This is a genomic window from Undibacterium sp. GrIS 1.2 (assembly GCF_040544435.1).
Lineage (GTDB): Bacteria > Pseudomonadota > Gammaproteobacteria > Burkholderiales > Burkholderiaceae_D > Undibacterium.
Genome location: NZ_JBEONP010000046.1, coordinates 1 through 20,106, shown reverse-complemented (window position 1 = coordinate 20,106; position 20,106 = coordinate 1). Strand labels below are relative to the sequence as shown.

18 protein-coding genes are annotated in these 20,106 nt (G+C 45.7%); 10 read left to right on the top strand and 8 right to left on the bottom strand.

Translation table 11 applies throughout. The annotated features are described in order from the left end of the window. Nucleotides 1-105: 105 nt before the first annotated feature. The 3 genes from AAKU61_RS17320 to AAKU61_RS17310 all read right to left on the bottom strand — a co-directional run bounded on the left by AAKU61_RS17320 (nt 106) and on the right by AAKU61_RS17310 (nt 3,848). Nucleotides 106-489 (bottom strand): hypothetical protein, encoded by a 384-nt coding sequence (locus tag AAKU61_RS17320; RefSeq protein ID WP_354334287.1) that lies wholly within the window; start codon nt 487-489, stop codon nt 106-108. Between the two features lie 48 nt (nt 490-537). Continuing rightward, nucleotides 538-3,111, bottom strand: a complete 2,574-nt coding sequence (locus AAKU61_RS17315; protein WP_354334285.1) for a PKD domain-containing protein — start codon at nt 3,109-3,111, stop codon at nt 538-540. A 380-nt stretch (nt 3,112-3,491) separates the two neighbouring features. After that, a complete protein-coding gene (locus tag AAKU61_RS17310; protein ID WP_354334284.1) occupies nt 3,492-3,848 on the bottom strand; it encodes an FKBP-type peptidyl-prolyl cis-trans isomerase in 357 nt (118 codons plus the stop codon). A gap of 373 nt (nt 3,849-4,221) precedes the next feature. Between AAKU61_RS17310 and AAKU61_RS17305 the strand changes: the two genes are divergently transcribed. The 8 genes from AAKU61_RS17305 to AAKU61_RS17270 all read left to right on the top strand — a co-directional run bounded on the left by AAKU61_RS17305 (nt 4,222) and on the right by AAKU61_RS17270 (nt 12,270). Continuing rightward, on the top strand, nt 4,222-5,196 hold the full coding sequence (locus tag AAKU61_RS17305; RefSeq protein ID WP_354334282.1) for a YncE family protein: 975 nt from the start codon (nt 4,222-4,224) through the stop codon (nt 5,194-5,196). A gap of 101 nt (nt 5,197-5,297) precedes the next feature. Next, nucleotides 5,298-6,032 (top strand): polysaccharide deacetylase family protein, encoded by a 735-nt coding sequence (locus AAKU61_RS17300; RefSeq protein ID WP_354334311.1) that lies wholly within the window; start codon nt 5,298-5,300, stop codon nt 6,030-6,032. Between the two features lie 71 nt (nt 6,033-6,103). Beyond that, the gene (locus AAKU61_RS17295) at nt 6,104-7,138 is read left to right on the top strand and encodes a sterol desaturase family protein (RefSeq protein WP_354334280.1); all 1,035 of its coding nucleotides are present in this window, start codon (nt 6,104-6,106) and stop codon (nt 7,136-7,138) included. Next, on the top strand, nt 7,138-7,968 hold the full coding sequence (locus AAKU61_RS17290; protein WP_354334278.1) for an EI24 domain-containing protein: 831 nt from the start codon (nt 7,138-7,140) through the stop codon (nt 7,966-7,968). The genes AAKU61_RS17295 and AAKU61_RS17290 overlap by 1 nt, the downstream gene beginning before the upstream one ends. A gap of 133 nt (nt 7,969-8,101) precedes the next feature. Continuing rightward, complete coding sequence (locus AAKU61_RS17285) at nt 8,102-8,887, top strand: competence/damage-inducible protein A (RefSeq protein WP_322119346.1); 786 nt, start codon at nt 8,102-8,104, stop codon at nt 8,885-8,887. A 48-nt stretch (nt 8,888-8,935) separates the two neighbouring features. Continuing rightward, nucleotides 8,936-10,261 (top strand): TAXI family TRAP transporter solute-binding subunit, encoded by a 1,326-nt coding sequence (locus AAKU61_RS17280; RefSeq protein ID WP_354334276.1) that lies wholly within the window; start codon nt 8,936-8,938, stop codon nt 10,259-10,261. A gap of 226 nt (nt 10,262-10,487) precedes the next feature. Beyond that, entirely contained in the window at nt 10,488-11,072 is a 585-nt protein-coding gene (locus AAKU61_RS17275; RefSeq protein WP_354334274.1) for a response regulator, read from the top strand. A gap of 373 nt (nt 11,073-11,445) precedes the next feature. Further along, entirely contained in the window at nt 11,446-12,270 is an 825-nt protein-coding gene (locus AAKU61_RS17270) for a formyltransferase family protein (protein WP_354334273.1), read from the top strand. A gap of 237 nt (nt 12,271-12,507) precedes the next feature. On the opposite strand, the gene AAKU61_RS17265 is transcribed toward AAKU61_RS17270, so the two are convergent. Together AAKU61_RS17265 and AAKU61_RS17260 are read right to left on the bottom strand one after the other, a co-directional pair. Further along, on the bottom strand, nt 12,508-13,185 hold the full coding sequence (locus AAKU61_RS17265) for a Bax inhibitor-1/YccA family protein (protein WP_322118782.1): 678 nt from the start codon (nt 13,183-13,185) through the stop codon (nt 12,508-12,510). A 168-nt stretch (nt 13,186-13,353) separates the two neighbouring features. Continuing rightward, a complete protein-coding gene (locus tag AAKU61_RS17260; protein ID WP_354334271.1) occupies nt 13,354-13,899 on the bottom strand; it encodes a YybH family protein in 546 nt (181 codons plus the stop codon). 525 nt (nt 13,900-14,424) lie between these two features. On the opposite strand from AAKU61_RS17260, the gene AAKU61_RS17255 reads away from it, so the two are divergent. Beyond that, entirely contained in the window at nt 14,425-15,390 is a 966-nt protein-coding gene (locus AAKU61_RS17255) for a DUF808 domain-containing protein (RefSeq protein ID WP_354334269.1), read from the top strand. Between the two features lie 126 nt (nt 15,391-15,516). Here AAKU61_RS17255 and AAKU61_RS17250 read toward each other — a convergent pair whose 3' ends face one another. The 3 genes from AAKU61_RS17250 to AAKU61_RS17240 form a co-directional block, all read right to left on the bottom strand. Beyond that, the gene (locus AAKU61_RS17250) at nt 15,517-16,623 is read right to left on the bottom strand and encodes an alpha/beta fold hydrolase (protein ID WP_354334267.1); all 1,107 of its coding nucleotides are present in this window, start codon (nt 16,621-16,623) and stop codon (nt 15,517-15,519) included. Between the two features lie 144 nt (nt 16,624-16,767). Continuing rightward, complete coding sequence (locus tag AAKU61_RS17245) at nt 16,768-17,652, bottom strand: CPBP family intramembrane glutamic endopeptidase (RefSeq protein ID WP_354334265.1); 885 nt, start codon at nt 17,650-17,652, stop codon at nt 16,768-16,770. Nucleotides 17,653-18,189: 537 nt separating this feature from the next. Continuing rightward, complete coding sequence (locus AAKU61_RS17240) at nt 18,190-18,930, bottom strand: hypothetical protein (protein WP_354334263.1); 741 nt, start codon at nt 18,928-18,930, stop codon at nt 18,190-18,192. A 512-nt stretch (nt 18,931-19,442) separates the two neighbouring features. Here AAKU61_RS17240 and AAKU61_RS17235 point away from each other — a divergent pair. Further along, nucleotides 19,443-20,027, top strand: a complete 585-nt coding sequence (locus tag AAKU61_RS17235; protein WP_354334261.1) for a hypothetical protein — start codon at nt 19,443-19,445, stop codon at nt 20,025-20,027. The last annotated feature ends 79 nt before the right edge of the window (nt 20,028-20,106 follow it).

The window sequence follows — 20,106 nt, the reverse complement described above, 5'->3', positions numbered from 1 at the left end:
GCTTAGATGCCTGATGTAGAGTGTCATTTGCTTAAAATAAAAAAACGCGCCAATGGCGCGTTTTTTTATTGGACGATACTTATTCAGCAGTACTACACATAAACACTACTCCAAATTGATATTGCTAATTTGCAGCCTGTTGACATTTAAGAAGGCGGGTAATTTTGTACCCTTTACTTTTACATTACGATTTTGCCATTCGCGCAATTGCACCAGACGATTTTTATCATCGCTTTCTAAACGCCAGACTTTGCCGTTGACATCGCTCACCGCCAGCCACAAGTTTATGTCTGATCCCTTTAAAGTCAGCATGCCAGAAATCGTCAATTGCTCGGCGACCGTATCAGTTTTTGCAGAACTTTGGGTTGCTGCTGCCGGAGTTGCTGCTATCGCTTGCGCCCGATGCTCAGCGCAAGCAATCAATAGCGTTGAGACTGTCAGTGCTGGTAGCAAATAAAATAGCCGGTGCGAGATGAGATTTTTTTTCATGGCTTGTCTTAATGGGGAGGCGTGGCGATACAGTCACGCCTCCCTACATTAATGAATCACCAAGGTGACAGACGTACCCGATGGCACCACTACCGAGTTTTTGGTGTAGGTGCCAGAAGTGATGCTGTCTTTAGCGTAAGTGTGTGTAGTTGCCGTGTAGCTGTTGTTTAAACTTGTTGCCGTGGCTGGCTGATATATCTTCGCCAAGGTGCCAATATCGATAGCTGCAAAACTGTAAGTCGTACCACTATCAACATAGGATGCCCCGGGGAAGCCAAAGCCCGACGGTAAATTAGACCCTGGCATCCCACCAAACATGGATGCACCGAACTTAGTAAATTCGTCAGCCATTCCTGTTCCGCCCAATGTTTTAATCAAATTATCGAGACAAGTATAGCTAGTCGGACTAGTTGTTCCATTTAGGTTATCACTGCAATTCGTGATCAAGTTTTTAGCAAGTGCGACACCGTAACGACGATTCATAAATGCGCCAAATGATCCGCCCATCGCATAACTATTACTTGCGTTATTAATATCTGATGCCCAGTTAATATAACTAACGCCACCGCCAGATTGTAAATAATCAGGGATACGCACTGAGGTCATTTTATCTATACCATTCAGACTGATATTGGCAAGAATATCTTCACTCATCATGGCTGAAGTTTCTTCTAACCAGGTGTCATGATCAACACCTCGCAGAATAGCTCTTTGATAAAAATTAATCATATGTGTTGATTCATGCAACAGTGTTGATTTAACGTAGTCTGGGTCATTTTTGATCGAGGTTGCATTGACAAAAAATGCGAGTGCTTGGTTTGAGCTGGAGTAATCAATTTTACTAGGTGATGGATCTTTGTAGGTTTTCAACACATTATTGAATGCAGCAAAATAGCCTGCCCATCCAGTATTGCTTGGGACATTCAGGATAACAACATTAATATCTTGCAAGCCAGCACTGTCATTGATGAGTTGTGAGGAATAGTTTGCAGCAGCAGTGCCATATGCATCACCCAATAAGGACACTAATTTGTCAAATCCTGCTGTTCCAGGACCACCTTGGCCATCAAATGCACAGTAGGTCGCACTAAGCGCTAACACGTCACTATCTTTGATGGTGCCGCTACTGGTTGCTAATGGGTCAACCCAAAATACGGCTTTGCGTCCAGAAGACAAAGTACAGATTTGTTTAACCGCCACGTTGTTGTAGATCACGGGCGCTTCATAGTTATCTGTCCAGCTGCGAGTGGTGTTAAGTACAGGCGTTGCGTGAGGTATTACAGCATTGATTGCATTTGTATTGGGGGCTAAATTAGCAGAAGTTTTCGCTGCAAAACTACGCGTCATTAATTGTTGTGCTATCTGATGATTTTTCTCAAGCATTTTTGTATGGGCGTAATTTTCATCTTGATGCAGAGCTAAAGACATCATATTTAAATTCGCCACTGGCGCAGTTTGAGCATTCGATGCGATCAGTCCCTTTGGTGCAATTTGTGAACTAACAACACTAGAGCCGCTGGATGGGACGGTGTAGGCAGTTGTTGTTGATGCATTAGAAAATACCAAGGTCGCACTATTTGTTGCTGTTACACCAGAGATCGCGATGTTGACTGATTGCGGGCTGTTGCTATTGTTGCTGTAGGTCCAGACGCCAACGCCGCTGCCGCTATAAGTTGTGGCACTCGTCGCACCGCAATTGGTGCCTGCACAAGCAGGAGTTAAGGTGTTTGACGAATTTAAAGGCAAAACACCGACGACGATACTGCCGGTACTGGATTTGTTATTACTGTTGCTGACCGTAACCGTTGCTGTGTAGTTACCTGCTGCAGTGTAAGCATGAGTTGCGGTTGCTGTGTTGGCAGTAATGCCATCACCAAAATTCCACAAGTAAGTTAATGGCAACCCGTTTGGATCAGTCGATGCAGCGCTGAAGGTTTCTACTTTATTTACCGTCGTGGTGAGTACTGTTGGTTTTAATACAGGTGCTGATGGCAAGTCAATGTTGACGGTATAAGTGGATTTGGCCGTCGTTCCCAGATCATTGCTTGCAGTTAAGGTGACCGTGTAAGAGCCGCTGGCGTTGTACGTATGATTAGTTGTTGCACCGGTTCCTGTGGTGCCATCACCGAATGCCCATGCGTAAGTGACCGTACCGCCGCTAGGATCGCTGGAGCTGCCTGTAAAGCTGATGATTTGATTTGCCTTGAAACCTGTCAGTGCCGTTGCCGAAATCACCGGTGTCGATAGCACTGCATCGATGACAGTAAATGATGCCGTAGCCTGTGCACTTGCACCCGCGCTATCACTCGCTACCACCTTGACGGGGTAGGTTCCTGCTGCTGATGCGGTGATATCAATGCTGTTTCCAACCAGGACTGGCTGGGTACCAACAGTCCAGCTATATGTAATTGGTAGATTCGATGAGGCAGTTGCTGTAGCGGTTAAATTAAATTTTCTGCCTGCATACAGTACTGACTGACTTGGGGGATTGATTTTTACGGTTATTGTTGTCGCTGGAGTTGCTGCGGCAGGAGTCGCATCTCCGCCACCACCACCGCCACATGCGGATAAGCCAGCAATGACAAGAAATGCCAGAGCGATTTTAGATAAATGAGTTTTCATCGAGTACAAAATAGTAGGTAAATAAAATAACAATTAATACTCTGAATTAGTGCTCTGAATTTGCACTCTTAAGGTATCGCTTGCCAGCTCAACAAATTAGAATTCTCTTGTTCGCTACGATAAATTTGAAATGACTTAAAAAGTCTAGTGCATCTATATGTGAAATATACAGGTAGGGAGTAATTTTAATCGTCCATTTAAAGTGCCGATCTTAAGGCGATTAACGCCTATACTCCCCACTTTTTTGTAACTATTCGTATCAATTCGTATTCAGAACTTCAAAAAATACCTCAGTAGCTTAATTGAAGGTCTAACCGACACGTTCGACTAAAAAGTGCAGTTAAAACCTAGAACTGAAACCTAGAACTGAAACGTAGAACTTAAACGCCCAACAATTCCACTTCAAAAATCAAGGTTGCGTTGCCTGGAATGACGCCGCCTGCACCGCGTGGACCGTATCCCAATGCAGATGGAATCGTCAATTTGCGGGTGCCGCCGATTTTCATACCTTGTACGCCTTCATCCCAGCCTTTGATTACATGACCAGCACCTAATGGGAATGAAAACGGATCATTACGGTCTTTGCTTGAATCAAATTTTTTGCCAGCACTGCCATCTGGATTTTGCAGCCAGCCGGTGTAATGAACGACGACATGATTGCCAGCTTGCGCTTCTGCGCCTTCGCCGACGATAGTGTCTTCATATTGCAGGCCGGATACGGTAGTGATTGTGGTCATGATTTTCCTTAATTAAAAAATTGATGCAATTGTAATAGAGCGAATGATTCTTCAGTGCAATGCCCTAACAGAAATTTTAGTCGATTTCTTCAGATTTGCTTGGGATTTACTCAAAATAGATCGCTACGATAACGGGTGAATTAACAGGTGAATTAACGGGTTAATTAACGGGTGAAGTATGACGCAAGTCTTGATGGCTACATTTTGATTTCATTTTGAGTACATTCTGAATACATCACGGGGATATTGTAATTAATATTTTGGAAATAATATCTTGAAGTTCACAGCTTGTAACGCTTGCATTAGGTCTTGCGGGTTAAAATAGTGTCCATTATTTTTAATCTGTCCTCACATTGCAAAGCGGTAAAAATTCATGCTTAGTCGTATTTTGTGTTTGCTGTTGTTCGTGTTGTCTTCGTTCCCCGTTATTGCACCACAAGCAGAGGCTGGTATTGTTGTAGTGCTTAATTCCCGCGATGCCACAGTCAGCCTGCTGGATCAAGAGTCCCAAAAAGAAATCAGCACCTATGCCATCGGTAAAGAGCCACATCATTTGATGGCAACACCCGACAATAAATCGGTAATCGTCGCCAATGCTGTTGGTAATGAATTGGTTTTTCTGGACCCGAAAACAGGCCAGGTGCAGCGCCGCATGAAGGATATTGCCGATCCTTATCAAATTGGATTTTCGCCTGACCAAAAATGGTTTGTCTCTAATTCTTTGCGGCTTGACCGGGTCGACTTTTATCAATACGGCGGTAAAGATCTTAGCCTGGTTAAGCGTGTCCCCTTGGCTAAATTACCTAGCCACATGGCGTTTGATGCTGCCAGTACGACTGTGTTCATTACTCACCAGGGTAGCGATCAGGTGTCTGCGATTGATTTGGCAACGCAAAAAGTTAAATGGACGCTGCCGGTAGGCAAACTTCCCGCAGGTATTGCGATGACGCCGGATGATAAATATTTATTAGTCGGCATTATGGGGAGTGATTATGTCGAGGTGATTGATTGGCGTGCTCAAAAAACGATTAAACGTATTAAGACCGGAGCAGGGGCGCACAACTTCCGCGCTTTGGGTGATAAACGTAATACGTTTGTATCTAACCGCGTTTCCAATACGATTAATATCATCGATCAGATATCGCTAGAAAATGTAGCGACGATTGATGTGCCGGGTGGCCCGGATTGTATGGAGCTGAGTGCCGACGGTAAGACCTTATGGGTAACGCTGCGCTGGATTAAGAAAGTGGCCGTGATTGATGTGCCATCCAAAAAAGTTCTCAAGCTAATCCCAGTTGGCCGGTCGCCGCATGGCGTTTATTTTATGGATCATGCGCCGCGTATTTAGCTGCATTTAGACGAACCGCAGGCTCAGAGACAAAATACATGATCCATTATCGCCGTCAGATTATTACTTTATTAATCTCGTCCTTGAATGTGCTGCCAGTCATGGTCAGCGCTGCTGAAATTATTAATGGCGCTGCCTGCAAGGCAAAGATTTATCTCACGTTTGATACCGGTAGTCAGTCGCAAGCAGAATTGATCGCCAATACCCTACGCCAGCATCACATCAAGGCGACGTTTTTTCTAGCGAATGAAAAGACCATTAAGGGCGATTATTCTCTTGACCTAAGTTGGGCGCCTTTTTGGAAGAAACTGGTTGAGGACGGTCATGCCTTTGGTACGCATACCTTTGATCACGTTTATGTAGTCCGTGATCTGAGGGATGGACGGATAGAAGTCAAACCGCAGTTTGGTGATTCTGCGGGAAAAAAATTAGTCTGGACGCCGCAGCAATATTGCGACGAATTAAAACGGGTCGATCAGCGTTTTCAGCAATTAACAGGACGCCCGCTAGATCATTATTGGCGTGCGCCTGGTGGCAAGCTCACTAAGAACTTACTCAGCGCCGGGCAAGCCTGCGGTTACGCCCATGTTGGCTGGGCGCCTGCCGGATTTTCTGGCGATGAATTATCTAGTGAGGCCTGGAGCAATCCGGTCTTATTGCAACGTGTATTAAGTCAGCTCAAAGACGGTGATATTTTTATGGCGCATATGGGCATCTGGTCACGTAAGCAAGCCTGGATGCCAGAAAATTTGCAGCCTCTGCTAACAGGACTTGAGGCCAAAGGCTATTGCTTTGCAACTTTGCGTGAACATCCTATGTATAAAGCGGCTCAATAAAAAAGTAAGTCCTAACAGTGCAAAACAATAATTCCGTTGAACAGTAACCTCGCCCTTTTTAAAAACACCTCATGAACTTCCTCGATCTATTCGCATCGCTGCAAGCCTGGATTTTTGAAACACTGGTACAGCCTGTAATTTTTTTTACGGGGCTGGGCGAATTTACTGAAGATGCGTTTGAAGGCGTTGAATGGTTTTTGATTGGCGTGTGTGAACTACTTATTTTATTTGTGCTCTTGCGTCCGCTAGAAGCTTTGATTCCTGTGCATCGATTTAATGATCGTAATGCTCGCTGGAATGATTTTATTTATACCGCTTTGCATCGCCTTGGTATTTTCTCTTTACTGATCTTTGTCTCGCTTGATCCGGCGCTAGATGCGTTGACTGGTGTCTTACATTTAGAAGGTGTCAATCCTTTTAATCTTGACAATCTCTGGCCAGGTTTGGTCGATTACCCTGTATTGGTTTTTATAGTGTATCTGGTGGTGCTGGATTTTTTTGACTACTGGTATCACCGCGCCTCGCATCAGTTTAACTGGTGGTGGGCTTTGCATAGTTTGCACCATAGCCAGCGTGATATGAACTTATGGAGCGATAACCGTAATCACTTGCTGGATGATTTTATTCGTGACGTGTATATGGGTTTAATCGCTATTGCGATTGGCGTGCAGCCGGGACAATATGCTTTGCTAGTTGTGATCTCGCGCATGGTCGAGAGCTTGCAACACGCGAATATTCGTTTGCATTTTGGCGCCATAGGCGAACGCTTGCTGGTATCGCCACGCTACCACCGCACTCACCATGCGATAGGTATTGGACACGAGTCGCAGGGGAGTGGCACCTTAGGCGGACACAACTTTGCTGTGCTGTTCCCGATCTGGGATATGCTGTTTGGTACCGCTTTATTTAGTAAGGAATTTTCTATGACAGGTATCCGCGATCAATTGCCATCACCAGATGGCAGAAGTGGCAGAGAATATGGTCGTGGCTTCTGGTCGCAACAAAGTCTGGGTTTAAAACGACTATTCGGATTAGACCATCGGACCGCCACACCGATGAACGCGCAAACAGATCGACAAACTGGTTTCAATAAGGAGGCAAGTTAATGCGCCGCTTACTGCATGTAGGCAGCTCTATGGGGCGCGCTTTTGTTGGCCAATTTCATCCTCGTATGTTGATGCTGACCTTGTTGCCCTTGATCGTCTCCTTATTGTTATGGAGCGGATTAATGTGGTGGGGCTTGCAAAGTCTGATCGATTTTATTCAAGAGTCTTTGTTGCAGCATGATGGCTTTCGGCTGGCGGGTGATTTCCTCGCAGTGCTCGGTGCTTTAGCATTGAAGACGGTACTCGCACCCTTACTGGCAATGTGGCTACTGCTGCCGCTGATGATCGTGACGACCCTCATTTGTATTGGCGTATTTGCGATGCCGATGATTTCTCGCCATGTACAAAAACGTGATTATCCTCATCTGGAGGCCAGACATGGCGGCTCTTTATTTGGCAGCTTATGGCACGCTTTGTCCTCGTTTTTAATTTTTGTATTGCTCTGGTTTGTTTGTCTGCCTTTGTTGTTTGTGCCGGTCGTCAATGTCGTAGTACATGCCGTTTTATGGGGTTGGTTGACCTATCGCGTAATGGCTTATGATGCGTTAGCAGAACACGCCGATGCAGCCGAGCGTATTGCTTTGTTGCGCACACATCGCTGGCCTTTATTAATGATCGGCACGATGGCTGGCGCTTTGGGCGCTGCACCTAGCATGATGTGGTTAGGCGGCGTATTGGCGGTAGTATTTTTGCCTATGCTGGCCGCACTGGCGATAGGCCTGTATATCTTGATTTTTGTGTTTTGTGGGATATGGTTTCAGTACTATTGTTTGAACGCACTTGCGTTGCTGCGTTGCAAAGCACAAGCAGATGAAACAGTAGATACATAAGCAGAATACTCAAAACTGTTTCAGCGGCTTAGTAGCGTTCTGCTCCGCATTGCAAATGTGATTTTGCGTATTCAATTTTGCGAATTTAAATTATGCATTGATTGAATCAGATTCAAAAACCTGGGAGTTAATTATGGCGATCGGTCTTATCATTATTGGTGACGAAATTTTATCTGGCAAACGTGCGGATAAACATTTACCCAAAGTAATTGAGCTATTAACTGCGCGTGGTCTGCAACTGGATTGGGCAGAATATATTGGCGATGATCGCACTCGCATCACATCCACGCTAGAGCGCTCTTTTGCAGGTAACGATATTGTATTTGTTACAGGTGGTATTGGCGCTACACCGGATGACCATACCCGCCAATGTGCGGCAGCAGCATTGCATTTGCCGATTGTTTTACACCCGGAAGCAAAAACCTTAATTGAACAAAGAATTACCGATATGCTGATCGAAGCTGGTAAGCCAGTTGACTTGAATTTGCCAGAGAATTTGCATCGTCTGAAGATGGGGGAGTTTCCACAAGGCGCACAAATTATCCCCAATCCGTATAACAAGATTCCCGGGTTTGCGATTCAAAATCATTACTTTGTACCAGGCTTCCCTGTAATGGCATGGCCAATGCTGGAGTGGGTACTTGATTCGCATTATTCACATTTGTTCCATCAGCACGCCAGGGCAGAAAAATCGGTTTTGGTATTTGATGCGATGGAATCGACGCTAACGCCAATGATGGAAGCGTTGGAATCACAATACCCTTTAATCAAAGTATTTAGTCTGCCCAGCGTCGGTAATCACCAGATACGCAGGCATATAGAGCTGGGTGTCAAAGGTGAGCCACAACAAGTCGAGGCTGCTTTTGATGCGATGTTAAAAGGCTTAGATGGCTTTCAGGCGGAATACGTCCCAGCCTGATTTTTATTATTCCGCATTTGGTACTGACTTCTCTTCACAATTCGCTCAATGCAAAAAATCAAATTCACATTGTTTTCTGTCAGAGCGCTGCTGATCGCTTTTGGTCCTATGATCCTGGCGGTATTGCTAGTTTGTGGCGTCGGATATTGGTTAGTCGATCCAGCGCCGCCGCGCACAATTGATTTTGCGACAGGGCAGGAGAATAGTCCTTATCAACGCTTTGCCAAACAGTACGCCGACGAGTTGGCAAAAAATGATATTACGATCCGCTTCCAGGCGACTCAAGGTTCTCAGGAAAACTTAAAACTGATCAGCGATCCCGACTCTGAGATAGAGCTCGGTTTTGTCCAAAGCGGCTCTACTAACGAAGCCGATACTTTGGATAAGGGATTGGTATCTCTAGGCAGTTTATTTTATGAGCCGATCTGGATTTTTTATCGCGGCACCAAAGAAATCAGCACCCTCAATCAGTTTAAAGGTAAGCAAATTAATGTAGGGCCAGAAGGCACTGGCGTAGCGCGTTTGTTTAAGCAGATATTGTCAGTCAATGGCATGGAAGCTACAGACGTCCATCTATCTAGCCTGGAAGATACACCCGCGACGGTCGCACTGTTGGATGGCACTATAGACGTGCTGGTATTTAGCTCTGCATCAGATTCACCGCTACTGCAAATGTTGTTGCAAACACCGGGTATCCAGCTATTTGATTTTGCACAGGCGGAAGCTTATACCCGGCGTTTTCCGTTTTTATCTCATGTGGTACTGCCGCGTGGCATCGTTGATCTGGGTAAAAATATTCCAGCTAAGGATTACCATTTAATCTCGCCAACCGCAACCTTAGTCGCGCACGAAAGTCTGCATCCCGCGTTGATCAGTTTGCTACTACAGGCAGCACGCAAGATTCATGGTGGCGCTGGTTGGTTCCACAAACAAGGTGAATTTCCTTCTGATAAATACATAGAAATCCCCGTGGCAGAGCAGGCGGAAAAATTCTATAAAAATGGACCACCATTTTTGCAGCGCTATCTAAGTTTTTGGTTAGCCAATTTTGTAGAACGCATGTGGGTCGTGATTGTCGCGCTGGGAGCCTTGATTTTGCCGTTGTCAAAAATTATCCCACCGCTGTATGTCTGGCGTATTCGTTCCCGCGTCTATCGCTGGTACGGTCAGCTGATGATGGTAGAGCAGGCAATTGATAACGTTAGTCCTGATCAGCGTCAGCAAGTTTTCTCGGATCAATTAAAAATGCTTGATGAGATAGAAGAGAAGGTCAACCGTATTTCTATCCCGCTGTCTTATGCCGTCGAACTATACGGCTTGCGCAGTCATATCAACTTTGTTCGCAAGCGGGTAGAAGGCCTGATGGTAGTTTAGCCCTGTTGAGTTAGTCGACATAGTTGCCTGATTGCAGGACTAAGATGATTTAGTCGGCAGAATTGATATGGGTGTAAGACGGCACGAGGTATTTTGTAAATTAATCCCAGATGCTGGTAGTAAATGCTATTAGAATAAGATTCCTAGATTATTTTTGTCTGCCTACGCTCACACTGTATCTTTTCTCCCACCACGAAACTGACTATGAAACTGACCACGAAATAGCATGAGCGCCAATTTGTCTCCCTTGGTTAATTTGAGTTCTCAGGTTTTTTATATCTTGAGTAATTATCTTTTGCCGGTCGGTATTGCGATTGCATTAATCGTATTGATTTTATTGTTGCTATTTGGTCGAGGTAAAAATCTTGAGCCTGTGATTCTCATGCCTGTGGTTGATGAAGATCTCCCTGCACAAGATAGCCGCATCGCGTTGTTGATTGTCGATGATTCAGCTGTCGCGCGCGCCAAATTATCAAAACTGTTTGCGATCGATGGATACCGTGTAGAGCTGGCAGTAGATGGTATTGAGGCGATGGAGAAGATGTCACAGCAATTTTTTTCTGTATTGATCACAGATTTAGAAATGCCCAATATGAATGGTCTGGAATTGATTGCAGCCGTTCTCGGTAGTATGGAGACAGAAGACATGCCCATCATCGCAATCACCGGGCATGACGAATTGCAAGCGCGGGTGCATGAATATCAAGGTCTATACGGTATCTTCAAAAAACCATGGAACGATAGAGAATTGCTGAAACGAGTCGAAGCTCTGGCAAGTCTGCGCAAGCCACATTTAGCCACTGCGATCTAAAAAGTATTGGCAGTATTTAAGTCAGATTTAAGAATGTTCTGTATTCAGCAGGCAAATCAGCATCGATAATTACAACAAAAGACAGATTGAATTGAAAAGATTTGCACTGATTTTGTTACAAGTTCGTCTCGACTTATTACGCTCTTTAGCGGCTCTAAAACAACGCTCAAAAATACGTGCCCTATTAGCATATCAAAAAACACCTAGCCCCAATTTTTAGCGCAACGCTATTCCCCGTCTAATCGCTTTGGATTGATAATACGTTTTTACAAACTGATCCAAACCGTTACACAGTACTGCTCCGTATCGCTGCATCATCCATAAAATCAATATTTTATATGTCATTTTTCGTCGTCAATTTCGAAAGAAAATAATGCGCTTTGCGTTTGCAGGATGTGACAGAGATCTCAGCTTATTTAAAGCTTTGATTGCAGAAGAGTGGGAGCCGGTTCAACTATTCTCGGTACCAGAAATTAATCATCTCAGTACCAACAAAGATTTGCTCGCACTTGCGCAAGCTAAAAAAATTTCTATCCATCTTTCTCGTATGAACGAGCACGATCTAGCCGGACTACACGAGATGCAGTGTGACATTCTGGTCGTTGGCAGCTATAACTGGCGTATACCGGAGTGGAAAAACTACTTGTCGTACGCGATTAATTTTCATCCTGCACCGTTACCGCTGGGACGCGGCCCTTATCCTATAGTGAACGCGATTTTGCAATCACATAAAACCTGGGCGGTTACTTGCCACAAAATCGCACCGGATTTTGATACTGGCGAGATACTCGATAGCGAAGTCTTCCCGCTTTTGCCACATGAGATTCATGATAGTTTGGAAATCAAAATTCAGATCGCAAAGAGCAAGCTGGCAAGTCGTATTGCCAGGAATTTTCCAGCGCTCTGGCAAGACGCGCAGATACAAACAGGCGGTGAGTATTGGCCGCTGTTCAAAGATGAAGATAAAACTATCGACTTTGCTCAACCGGTTTACAACATAGACAGGCAATTACGTGCTTTCGGTCCGATTGAATGTATAGCACGCATTAACGACAACAAAATTTTGATCAAAGCCGGATACGTCTGGCCAGAGCCACATAGCCATTTGCCAGGGCAAGTTATACACGTCAGTGGAAAAACGGTCGTCATCGCCTGCACAGATGGTTTTCTTGCGGTGACGGATTGGTATTCTGTGTGAGTACAGCAACTAGGTTCTGCTAGCGATTTATTTTTGGCTCGTATGCATTATTCACAACGCTTACAAGCGGTAGCTGATGCAGCAAGTGATGGGATTATTTAGCAGGGAAAAGAATTTGAAGAGAACAGAATTGATCAGATCAGCCAGATGATCATTTTGGACGTGGTGTTGAGCTTTTAAAACTTAACACCACGTTGGCACATCTACAGTACGCGTGGCGCACCGTAGCTTGGATAATTAACGCAAACGCATCAGTATCCGCAATACGTACCAGAACATCATCGCAACAGAGGCAAACAATTGTAGTGCAGCGCCGACATAACGATCTTCCGGATAATGGTTGATCACATTGGAAGCATCATACAAAATGGCTGCACCTGCTAAGCCGACCATCGCCACGCTAAAGAACAAACCTAACTGGAAACCAAAAATAGCGCCGCAGACGATCAAGATCAGCGCCATAATTCCGCCCCATTTCAATAGGCTACCAAGAAAAGAAAAGTCTTTACGCGACACATACGCTACACCGACCAGACACACAGTCGCCAGAATCGTGATCAAGCCAGCGTCAGAAATTGCACCTGGCGCAATGGTGTTGGCAATTACCAGCATCGGTACAAAAATAATCGCTTCTGCCAGCACATAGGCACCCAGCGCAGCGTATTGCAGAGGCACGCTTTCAACGGTATGTGCCGCACGTGACGCCAGCCAGCCGACTAACATAAACGCACCCATGATCACGAGCCAAGGCAAGCCCAACATCGCTTTTGCCAATACTTCAGCGATACCGGTTTTGAACAAAATAACCTCGATTGCAGTGAACGCGAGGATAGCGCCACCGAGATGATTAAAAGTCTTACTGATAAAACGCTCACGCGCCGGACCATAGCCTTGTTGGGTGCTTGTCAGTTCCATGAATTTCCCTTTTGGATTTATGTTTTCTATGTTTGTACATTGTTGCAGTCAACTGTGCTGCAAACTACTGATGCAATCAATCACCTGTTAAAAGAACAAGTCCCTCATTCTACAACAGGCCATTGTGCCTTTTTGTTTAATTGCATTAAGCGAGGTATCAAGCTCGGCTTACTTCGCCGATGATTCAACTGGCTTTGGCATAAGGTGAGTAGTCCACAACACGCTCAATATCTTCCATTTGCCCTCGGTAGTTTTCATCATTTGCCAAGTCTCGACACCATAGTTTTGTACCTGATCGTTGAGTAAAAACTCGTAGTCGAACATGACCCAGGCGATATGTCCGTCTTGCGTGATTTGGATATTACTAAATTTTTCGTCCAAAGCACCTTTTTCGCTACCGATAAATTGTGCAAAGTTAGCGTAGCTGCCTGTCGCGGTGCCATCAAAACTCGCATCAAATTTCTCTCGTACATTTTTTACCATTTCTGGTGAGCTTGGAGATTCGAACATGATTTTTGAATTGAGCATCAGGCTCGATAACATCTTCAAATCTTTGCTGCGTACTGCTGCTTGAAAATCTTGTGTTACCTGTGTGATTGCCTGCATATCTTCTGGTGTACTGCTGCGTAAATGCACTGGCGGACTGTCAGCAAAGGCAGAAAGTGAGGAGAGTAAAGTACAAGTTAAAACCGCTGCAGTGAGATGTCGGATCATGGGAGGACTTTCGTAGAAGAGTAAACGCAAATCGTAGGTGATCTGTGCTGGTAGATCAATACAATTTTGATTTTTGGCGCGGCGCGAATCCAGGCGTTTAAATTACATCACAGGACTGTTCATGAACCCCAGTAAAACAAGTCCTTCCTCATCCAGGCAAAAAGAGCGCGTTTAGGTGTCCGTTTATAAGATTTTCCTAAGTGCCAATAAATCTAAATTGAATATACTCCCCATAATTTTTAATTAATATGCCATATTGTCCAATAAATATATGGACGATTAAAATATACTTATTGGGAGTATATGTGGAAGTGTAAATGTGAGTATAGAGAGAAGTAAGTGAGCCAACAAGTCTTGAATCACAGAGCCACAAGCTACTCTGCGTCATCGATATCAGCTATTTTTTATACGCTATCTGATGATGAAATGATTGAATGAATTAGAATGCCAGGCAAGCGATGCGCTGTCATCATGGCTCGCATCGATGTTTGAATAATCAGACGACTCTACATAAAGGAACACTCAATGGCTGGCGCAAGTCTTTTAACACTACTCGACGACATCGCAACCGTGCTCGATGATGTGGCATCCATGACCGGTATGGCAGCTAAAAAAACCGCCGGGGTGTTAGGCGATGATCTTGCCTTGAATGCCGAGCAGGTGAGTGGCGTCAGGGCTAGTCGTGAGTTGCCAGTGGTGTGGGCGGTTGCTGTTGGCTCCTTAAAAAATAAACTGATTTTGGTACCGCTGGCATTGTTGCTCAGCGCGTTTGCGCCTTGGGCGATTCCGCCGCTATTGATGTTGGGCGGTGCGTATTTATGTTACGAAGGATTTGAGAAAGTAGCCCACAAGTTTTTGCATAGCGATGCCGAAGACAAGGCGCATGAAGCCGAAGTGTTAAGCGCCGTAATGCAACCCGAAGTGGACATGGTCGCATTTGAAAAAGACAAAATCAAAGGTGCTATCCGTACCGACTTTGTACTCAGCGGAGAAATCATCATTATTACGTTAGGAGCTGTCGCAGAATCTGCTTTTAGCATGCAAGTTGCGGTGTTATGTGCAATTGGACTGATCATGACGGTGGGCGTATACGGCTTTGTCGGTCTGATCGTCAAGCTTGATGATATTGGCCTGTATCTGAAGGTGAAGGAAGGCAGCAAAGCCCTCAACGGATTGCGCCAGACGACTGGCAACGCCTTACTGGCATTCGCCCCACGACTGATGAAATCGCTCACCGTAATCGGTACGATCGCTATGTTTATGGTCGGTGGCGGTATTCTGACGCATCAGATTCCCTTCGCGCATCACCTGATCACCGATCTCACCGCAGCGGCCAGCAATGTGGGTAGTTTGGGCGGTCTGGTCACGACGATCTTGCCATCCTTACTCAATACCATTGCAGGTTTGATCGCAGGTGGTTTGGTGTTGTTGGTGGTTAGTACATTACAAGCGCTGTATAAAAAAATGAAACCGCAAGCCACTGCTGAATAAAGTGCATTGAATAGCGAAGTGCATTGAATAGTTCAAGCTTGATTCAAAGTTAGGTAGCAAATGCGCTCAATTAAAGGCACGAATGACAGCGCAATGTGCTACCAGCGAGTTGATCGACAAGCGACTTTATTTTTTTAAATCAGCACTTTGCGCTACGCTTTCTTTGAGTAATTTATATTGCGCATCCAGCGTCACTTGATTTGGATCATGGCCGGCATGCGGTACCAGGACAAACGCTTTTTTCGGTGCCGTGATGCTGTCAAAATACCGTTGTGCTATCTCTGGTGTGGATAGCAAATCCTCTTCTCCCTGGACGAGGAAAAATGGCACATCAAACTGAGTCCCCAGTTTGGGTAAATCGACTTTTGAAAACATCCCGTCGCCATTCATTCCCACAAACTGAACGAAAGAATATTCTTCACTCTCTTCAAAATCCGCGAGTATTTTTGGCGTTGTATACGCTGCAGCGGGTACCCACCAGTTGGCCGGTGGTGGTGTACTGACCTTCGCTTCATATTTGCGCAGGATGCGGCGCACGATGCCAAAGTTACGCGGATTTGTCCAAGGTGGAGCGCCTATGGTATCCAGTGTGGTGAGCGTCGCCTTATCATCTGTGGCGCGTGCCAGCGCCTGTAGTTTGGTATATGTCGCCGTCTGGTTATCGCGATAACTCACCACTTGCGCAGTACCGATATACGCTTGAAAAAGTGCCGGTTGCGCTTTGACCATGTACACACCCAAAATAGAGCCCCACGATCCGCCCATCAGGATGAGTTTCTTTTGCCCTAAATAATGGGTCAGATAAGCGGCCAGTTCGACGCCATCATTACTCAATTGCTCTAACGTCAGTGTCGCGCCAGTTGCTGGTTTGTTCTCACCATAAGTTAAGCCTGCGCCACGCTGATCCCATAGCGCTAGCGTGAAATCATTCTCCCAGTCAGCATACATGTTCGCAGCATAAGGCGTGAGCGGATTGCCGGGCCCACCATGCACAATCAGTATCACTGGATTAGCGCAGCTATTCCCTTTGATCGTTACCCATTGTTTGATCCCCCCAATAAGGACGAACCGTTGTTCATTAATTTTTTGTGTCTTTGATTGGCATACCAGAGGCGGTATTTTGTCTGATGACGTTGCCGTGCTTGCAGTGCCGCTTTGCGCTAGTGCGAGCGAAGAAAATAAAGCAACAGCGCTGGTGCACAATACAGAAAATACGGCAGATAGTTTTTGCATTAGCTACTTTCGAAATGATGCCATTCATATGGAATACAGCAGTATTGATTGCGTATTTTTAAAGTACGTTCTTATCTTGCTCAGCGTTACAATCTTAGCTGATCGGTGACGACAACGATCACTATTTTCGATCAAAAATTACAATCAAAAATTGCGATCGATCCTCTTCCAAAATGGTTGCACAATGCGGCCGCGTCTAGCTGCTTGATATAACAAACCGACAGTGACAACCACCACGATGATGAATGCAATTGCAGAACCTTCAATGCCAAAAGCGCCGCCCGTCATCCAGTCCGGCCCATTCATTTTGCTGATCCATAAACCATTGCGTACCGGATGACCAGACACCGCAACCGAAAAAATGCCATCCTGAAAAAAATTCCACGCCGCGTGCATTGCCACACACATCCACAATCTACCAGTCAGCATAAAGGCAGACGCCAACCATAAACCGGCAGCGGTGATGCTGGCAAAGCCAAGTACCGTGATGTTGTCGTTCACCAGATGCATGGCACCAAAGACCACCGCAGATGCCAGCAAGGCTAACCAGCTTCCCAGTGATTGCTGAACAATGCGAAAGAATACGCCACGCAGCAGTATCTCTTCTACCAATCCAATCGTCAGATGCATCAACAGGGGGATCAAAATCACAGTCCACGAGGACGTAGCCGTGATCTGAAAACCGCCCATCAATGCGATGATGCCCACGGTCGCGCACACCATCAAACTACCGAGCAAAAAGCCACCGCTAAATTCTTGTGTAAACCCACGCAAAGACAGCTCGGTAACGGCACGTTGTTCGATCTTGCGCACATACATTGCATAGCAAAAATAGCCAATGAGTGCGCCAGTCAATTGTCCGAGTTTGACAAATAATTTGTCGTCGAACATCTTCGATGAGACGGCCTGTATTAATAAAAACGGTAACATGAACGCGATCAGCGCCAGCACAATCCGTGTCAGCGGGAAGCGCAAAATACGTTGACCAAGTGGGAGGGCGATGCCAGGTTGTAGGATGCTGGAGGACATAGAAGTGTCTCTTAAAAATAGTCGTGGACGGGATGAACAAAGTGAACAGCCACGACTGTACCGTCCGCCCCCATGAGCAAACAAGTCTGGTGCGACCAACTGCAGAATACGCGGGATGGGTTGTGAATCTTTAGGATAAATGTGCGATGGAGAAGAGCTTTGCGAAGGGCGTCGATCGGTCAGATCACAGCGGCAATAACAACGGCGGCCTCCTGATCTTCACAAATAATGGGCATGCGATATTGACCTGAAAATACCGCCAATATCAATATACTCCCCATTTATTTTTGAAAATAAGGCTCATTGTCCAATGATTATATGGACAATAAAAATATACTCGGGTCAGTAATAGGAGAAGCTAACATCATCAGCAACCAGTAGCTTACCCAGTCGCATGTAATGTCGCATTAGTTTGATCGTTGGCAGACCAAAATCAGGTGAGTGCGTCAAGCGAGCACGTTAAGTGTGTACCTTAAGTGTGTACCTTACGTCTGTACCTTACGTCTGTACCTTACGTCTGTACCTTATGTGTGTACCTCACGCGCTGGCATCAAACAAATTGCCGACGAACGAGGTATTTTGAATGTTCGCCACCACCACTTTTAAAAAACCTTGTAAGGACGACTGACTAGGATTGCCACCGCTAGTCGTTACCAGGTTGTTAAAAGAATCCTGCAAGTTCTGCAGCGATGAGTTGGTGCCGCTAGTGCTGCCACCACTGCCCAGTAGATCCGCGATGCTGCCGCTGCTGCCAAGACCGCTACTATTGTTATCCAACTGCGTAATCAAATTCTGAATACTCGTCTGTAGTTGTATCGTCCCGCTGGTTGGATCTAATTGCACCGGCGTCGCCGATTGGCCGGACGATCCAGATCCGGTCAGCAAATCTGCCAGAGAGCTTGATGATGACCCAGAGGACGATCCTGACAATAACCCCAGATTAGATAAGCCAGAAGCCGACGAGCCCGAAAGCGACCCCAGCAAGCTACTCAAAAAATCCGACGACGATTGCTGAGTATCACCAGAACTGCTAGAGCTATCCAACAGACTGGTAATGCTGGACCCCGCATTAAACTGCGCCAATGACAATTGCAGCGCTGCTGCCAGACTGCTGTTATTGCCGCCAATGCCAGTAGTTGCCGATGTGCCAGTTGTGGTGGTGGAGGTCGCGCTGGTATTGTTGACGGTCGAGGCCAAAGCGGTACCATCTAGCGCCAGCGACTGCGTCAAATTACTAATGCCCTGATAGCTATTCGATCCTATGGATGAAATCGACATACGCCCCTCCGTTAAATATTGTTTAATCAGTTTCACGACCTGTTTCTGGTGATAGGCGCTACTTCAGCCTGTCCCTCGCCACCGTCTTTTTATTTTCTACGACAACGATGTCGATTGCAATGACACTTTGAAAACTACGGTGTAACTCGCTGTAACAATCTTATGCAAGACTGATCTAAGAATCGTGATCTGAGAATCGTGATCTCAGATGCATGATCTCAGATTCAGCAACCCAGTGGCTAAAGTACAAAGCAAGCGCAGGCGAAAATCATATACTCCCCATAAATTTATAGAAATATGCCTCATTGTCCAGGGATTAATTGGACAATTAAAATATACCTAGTGAGAGTATCTGTAAGCAGGGTGTACTATGCGCACCGATAATACTGAAGTGCAGTTACGAATAATTTAAATGAAGCCGAGATAAGTTGTTCATAGCGCATCTATAATCAGAAAATTGAATTATTTCCTCCTGAGCCAGATTGCTCACTTCAACCTAAACAAAATTGCAGATGTCCTCAATGTCACGCGGTTTCTTCCGGCAGTCATTTAGTTGTTTTCATAAACCTATCCCCTATGTCAGCATCATCATCGCCTTGTGCAGCCCATTGATTGCCCGTGCAGGTGCGCTCAACGCCGCCAATCTGGGTTTTGAAGAATTGCAGGCCGGGCAAAACCTACCCACTTCTTGGAACCTGATGGTACAAACCCACACCGTCAGTGCCGATTGCCAGATCGCCAAAGAGGGAAAATGCTCACTCAAATTAGAGAGCAACCCGCAGACGCAAACAGCAATCATGACCGTCGTCGCCCAAACACTAGATGCCAGCACGGCAGGCGGCCACCCCTTACATTTATCTGGCTGGATCAAGACCAAAGACCTTCGGAACGGGCGTGCGGTGCTGATATTTCAAGTCAATGGCAAAGCTCAAAATGTCTTAGCTAACACCATACTTGGCGAACAGGGTCCGACCGGTACTAGCGACTGGCAACGCTTTGAGATTCAAGTCCCCGTGCCGGGTAACGCGGCAGTCATCTATTTTGGTATCGGACTTTCAGGCACCGGCACAGCTTGGTTTGATGTAAGCCCTCCATAAACCCCAGATAGCGAGCAGATTTCGTGATTTTTATCGATTTTCGTTCAAAGGTGTGATTCAGGAGAGCTGGCTTAATTTT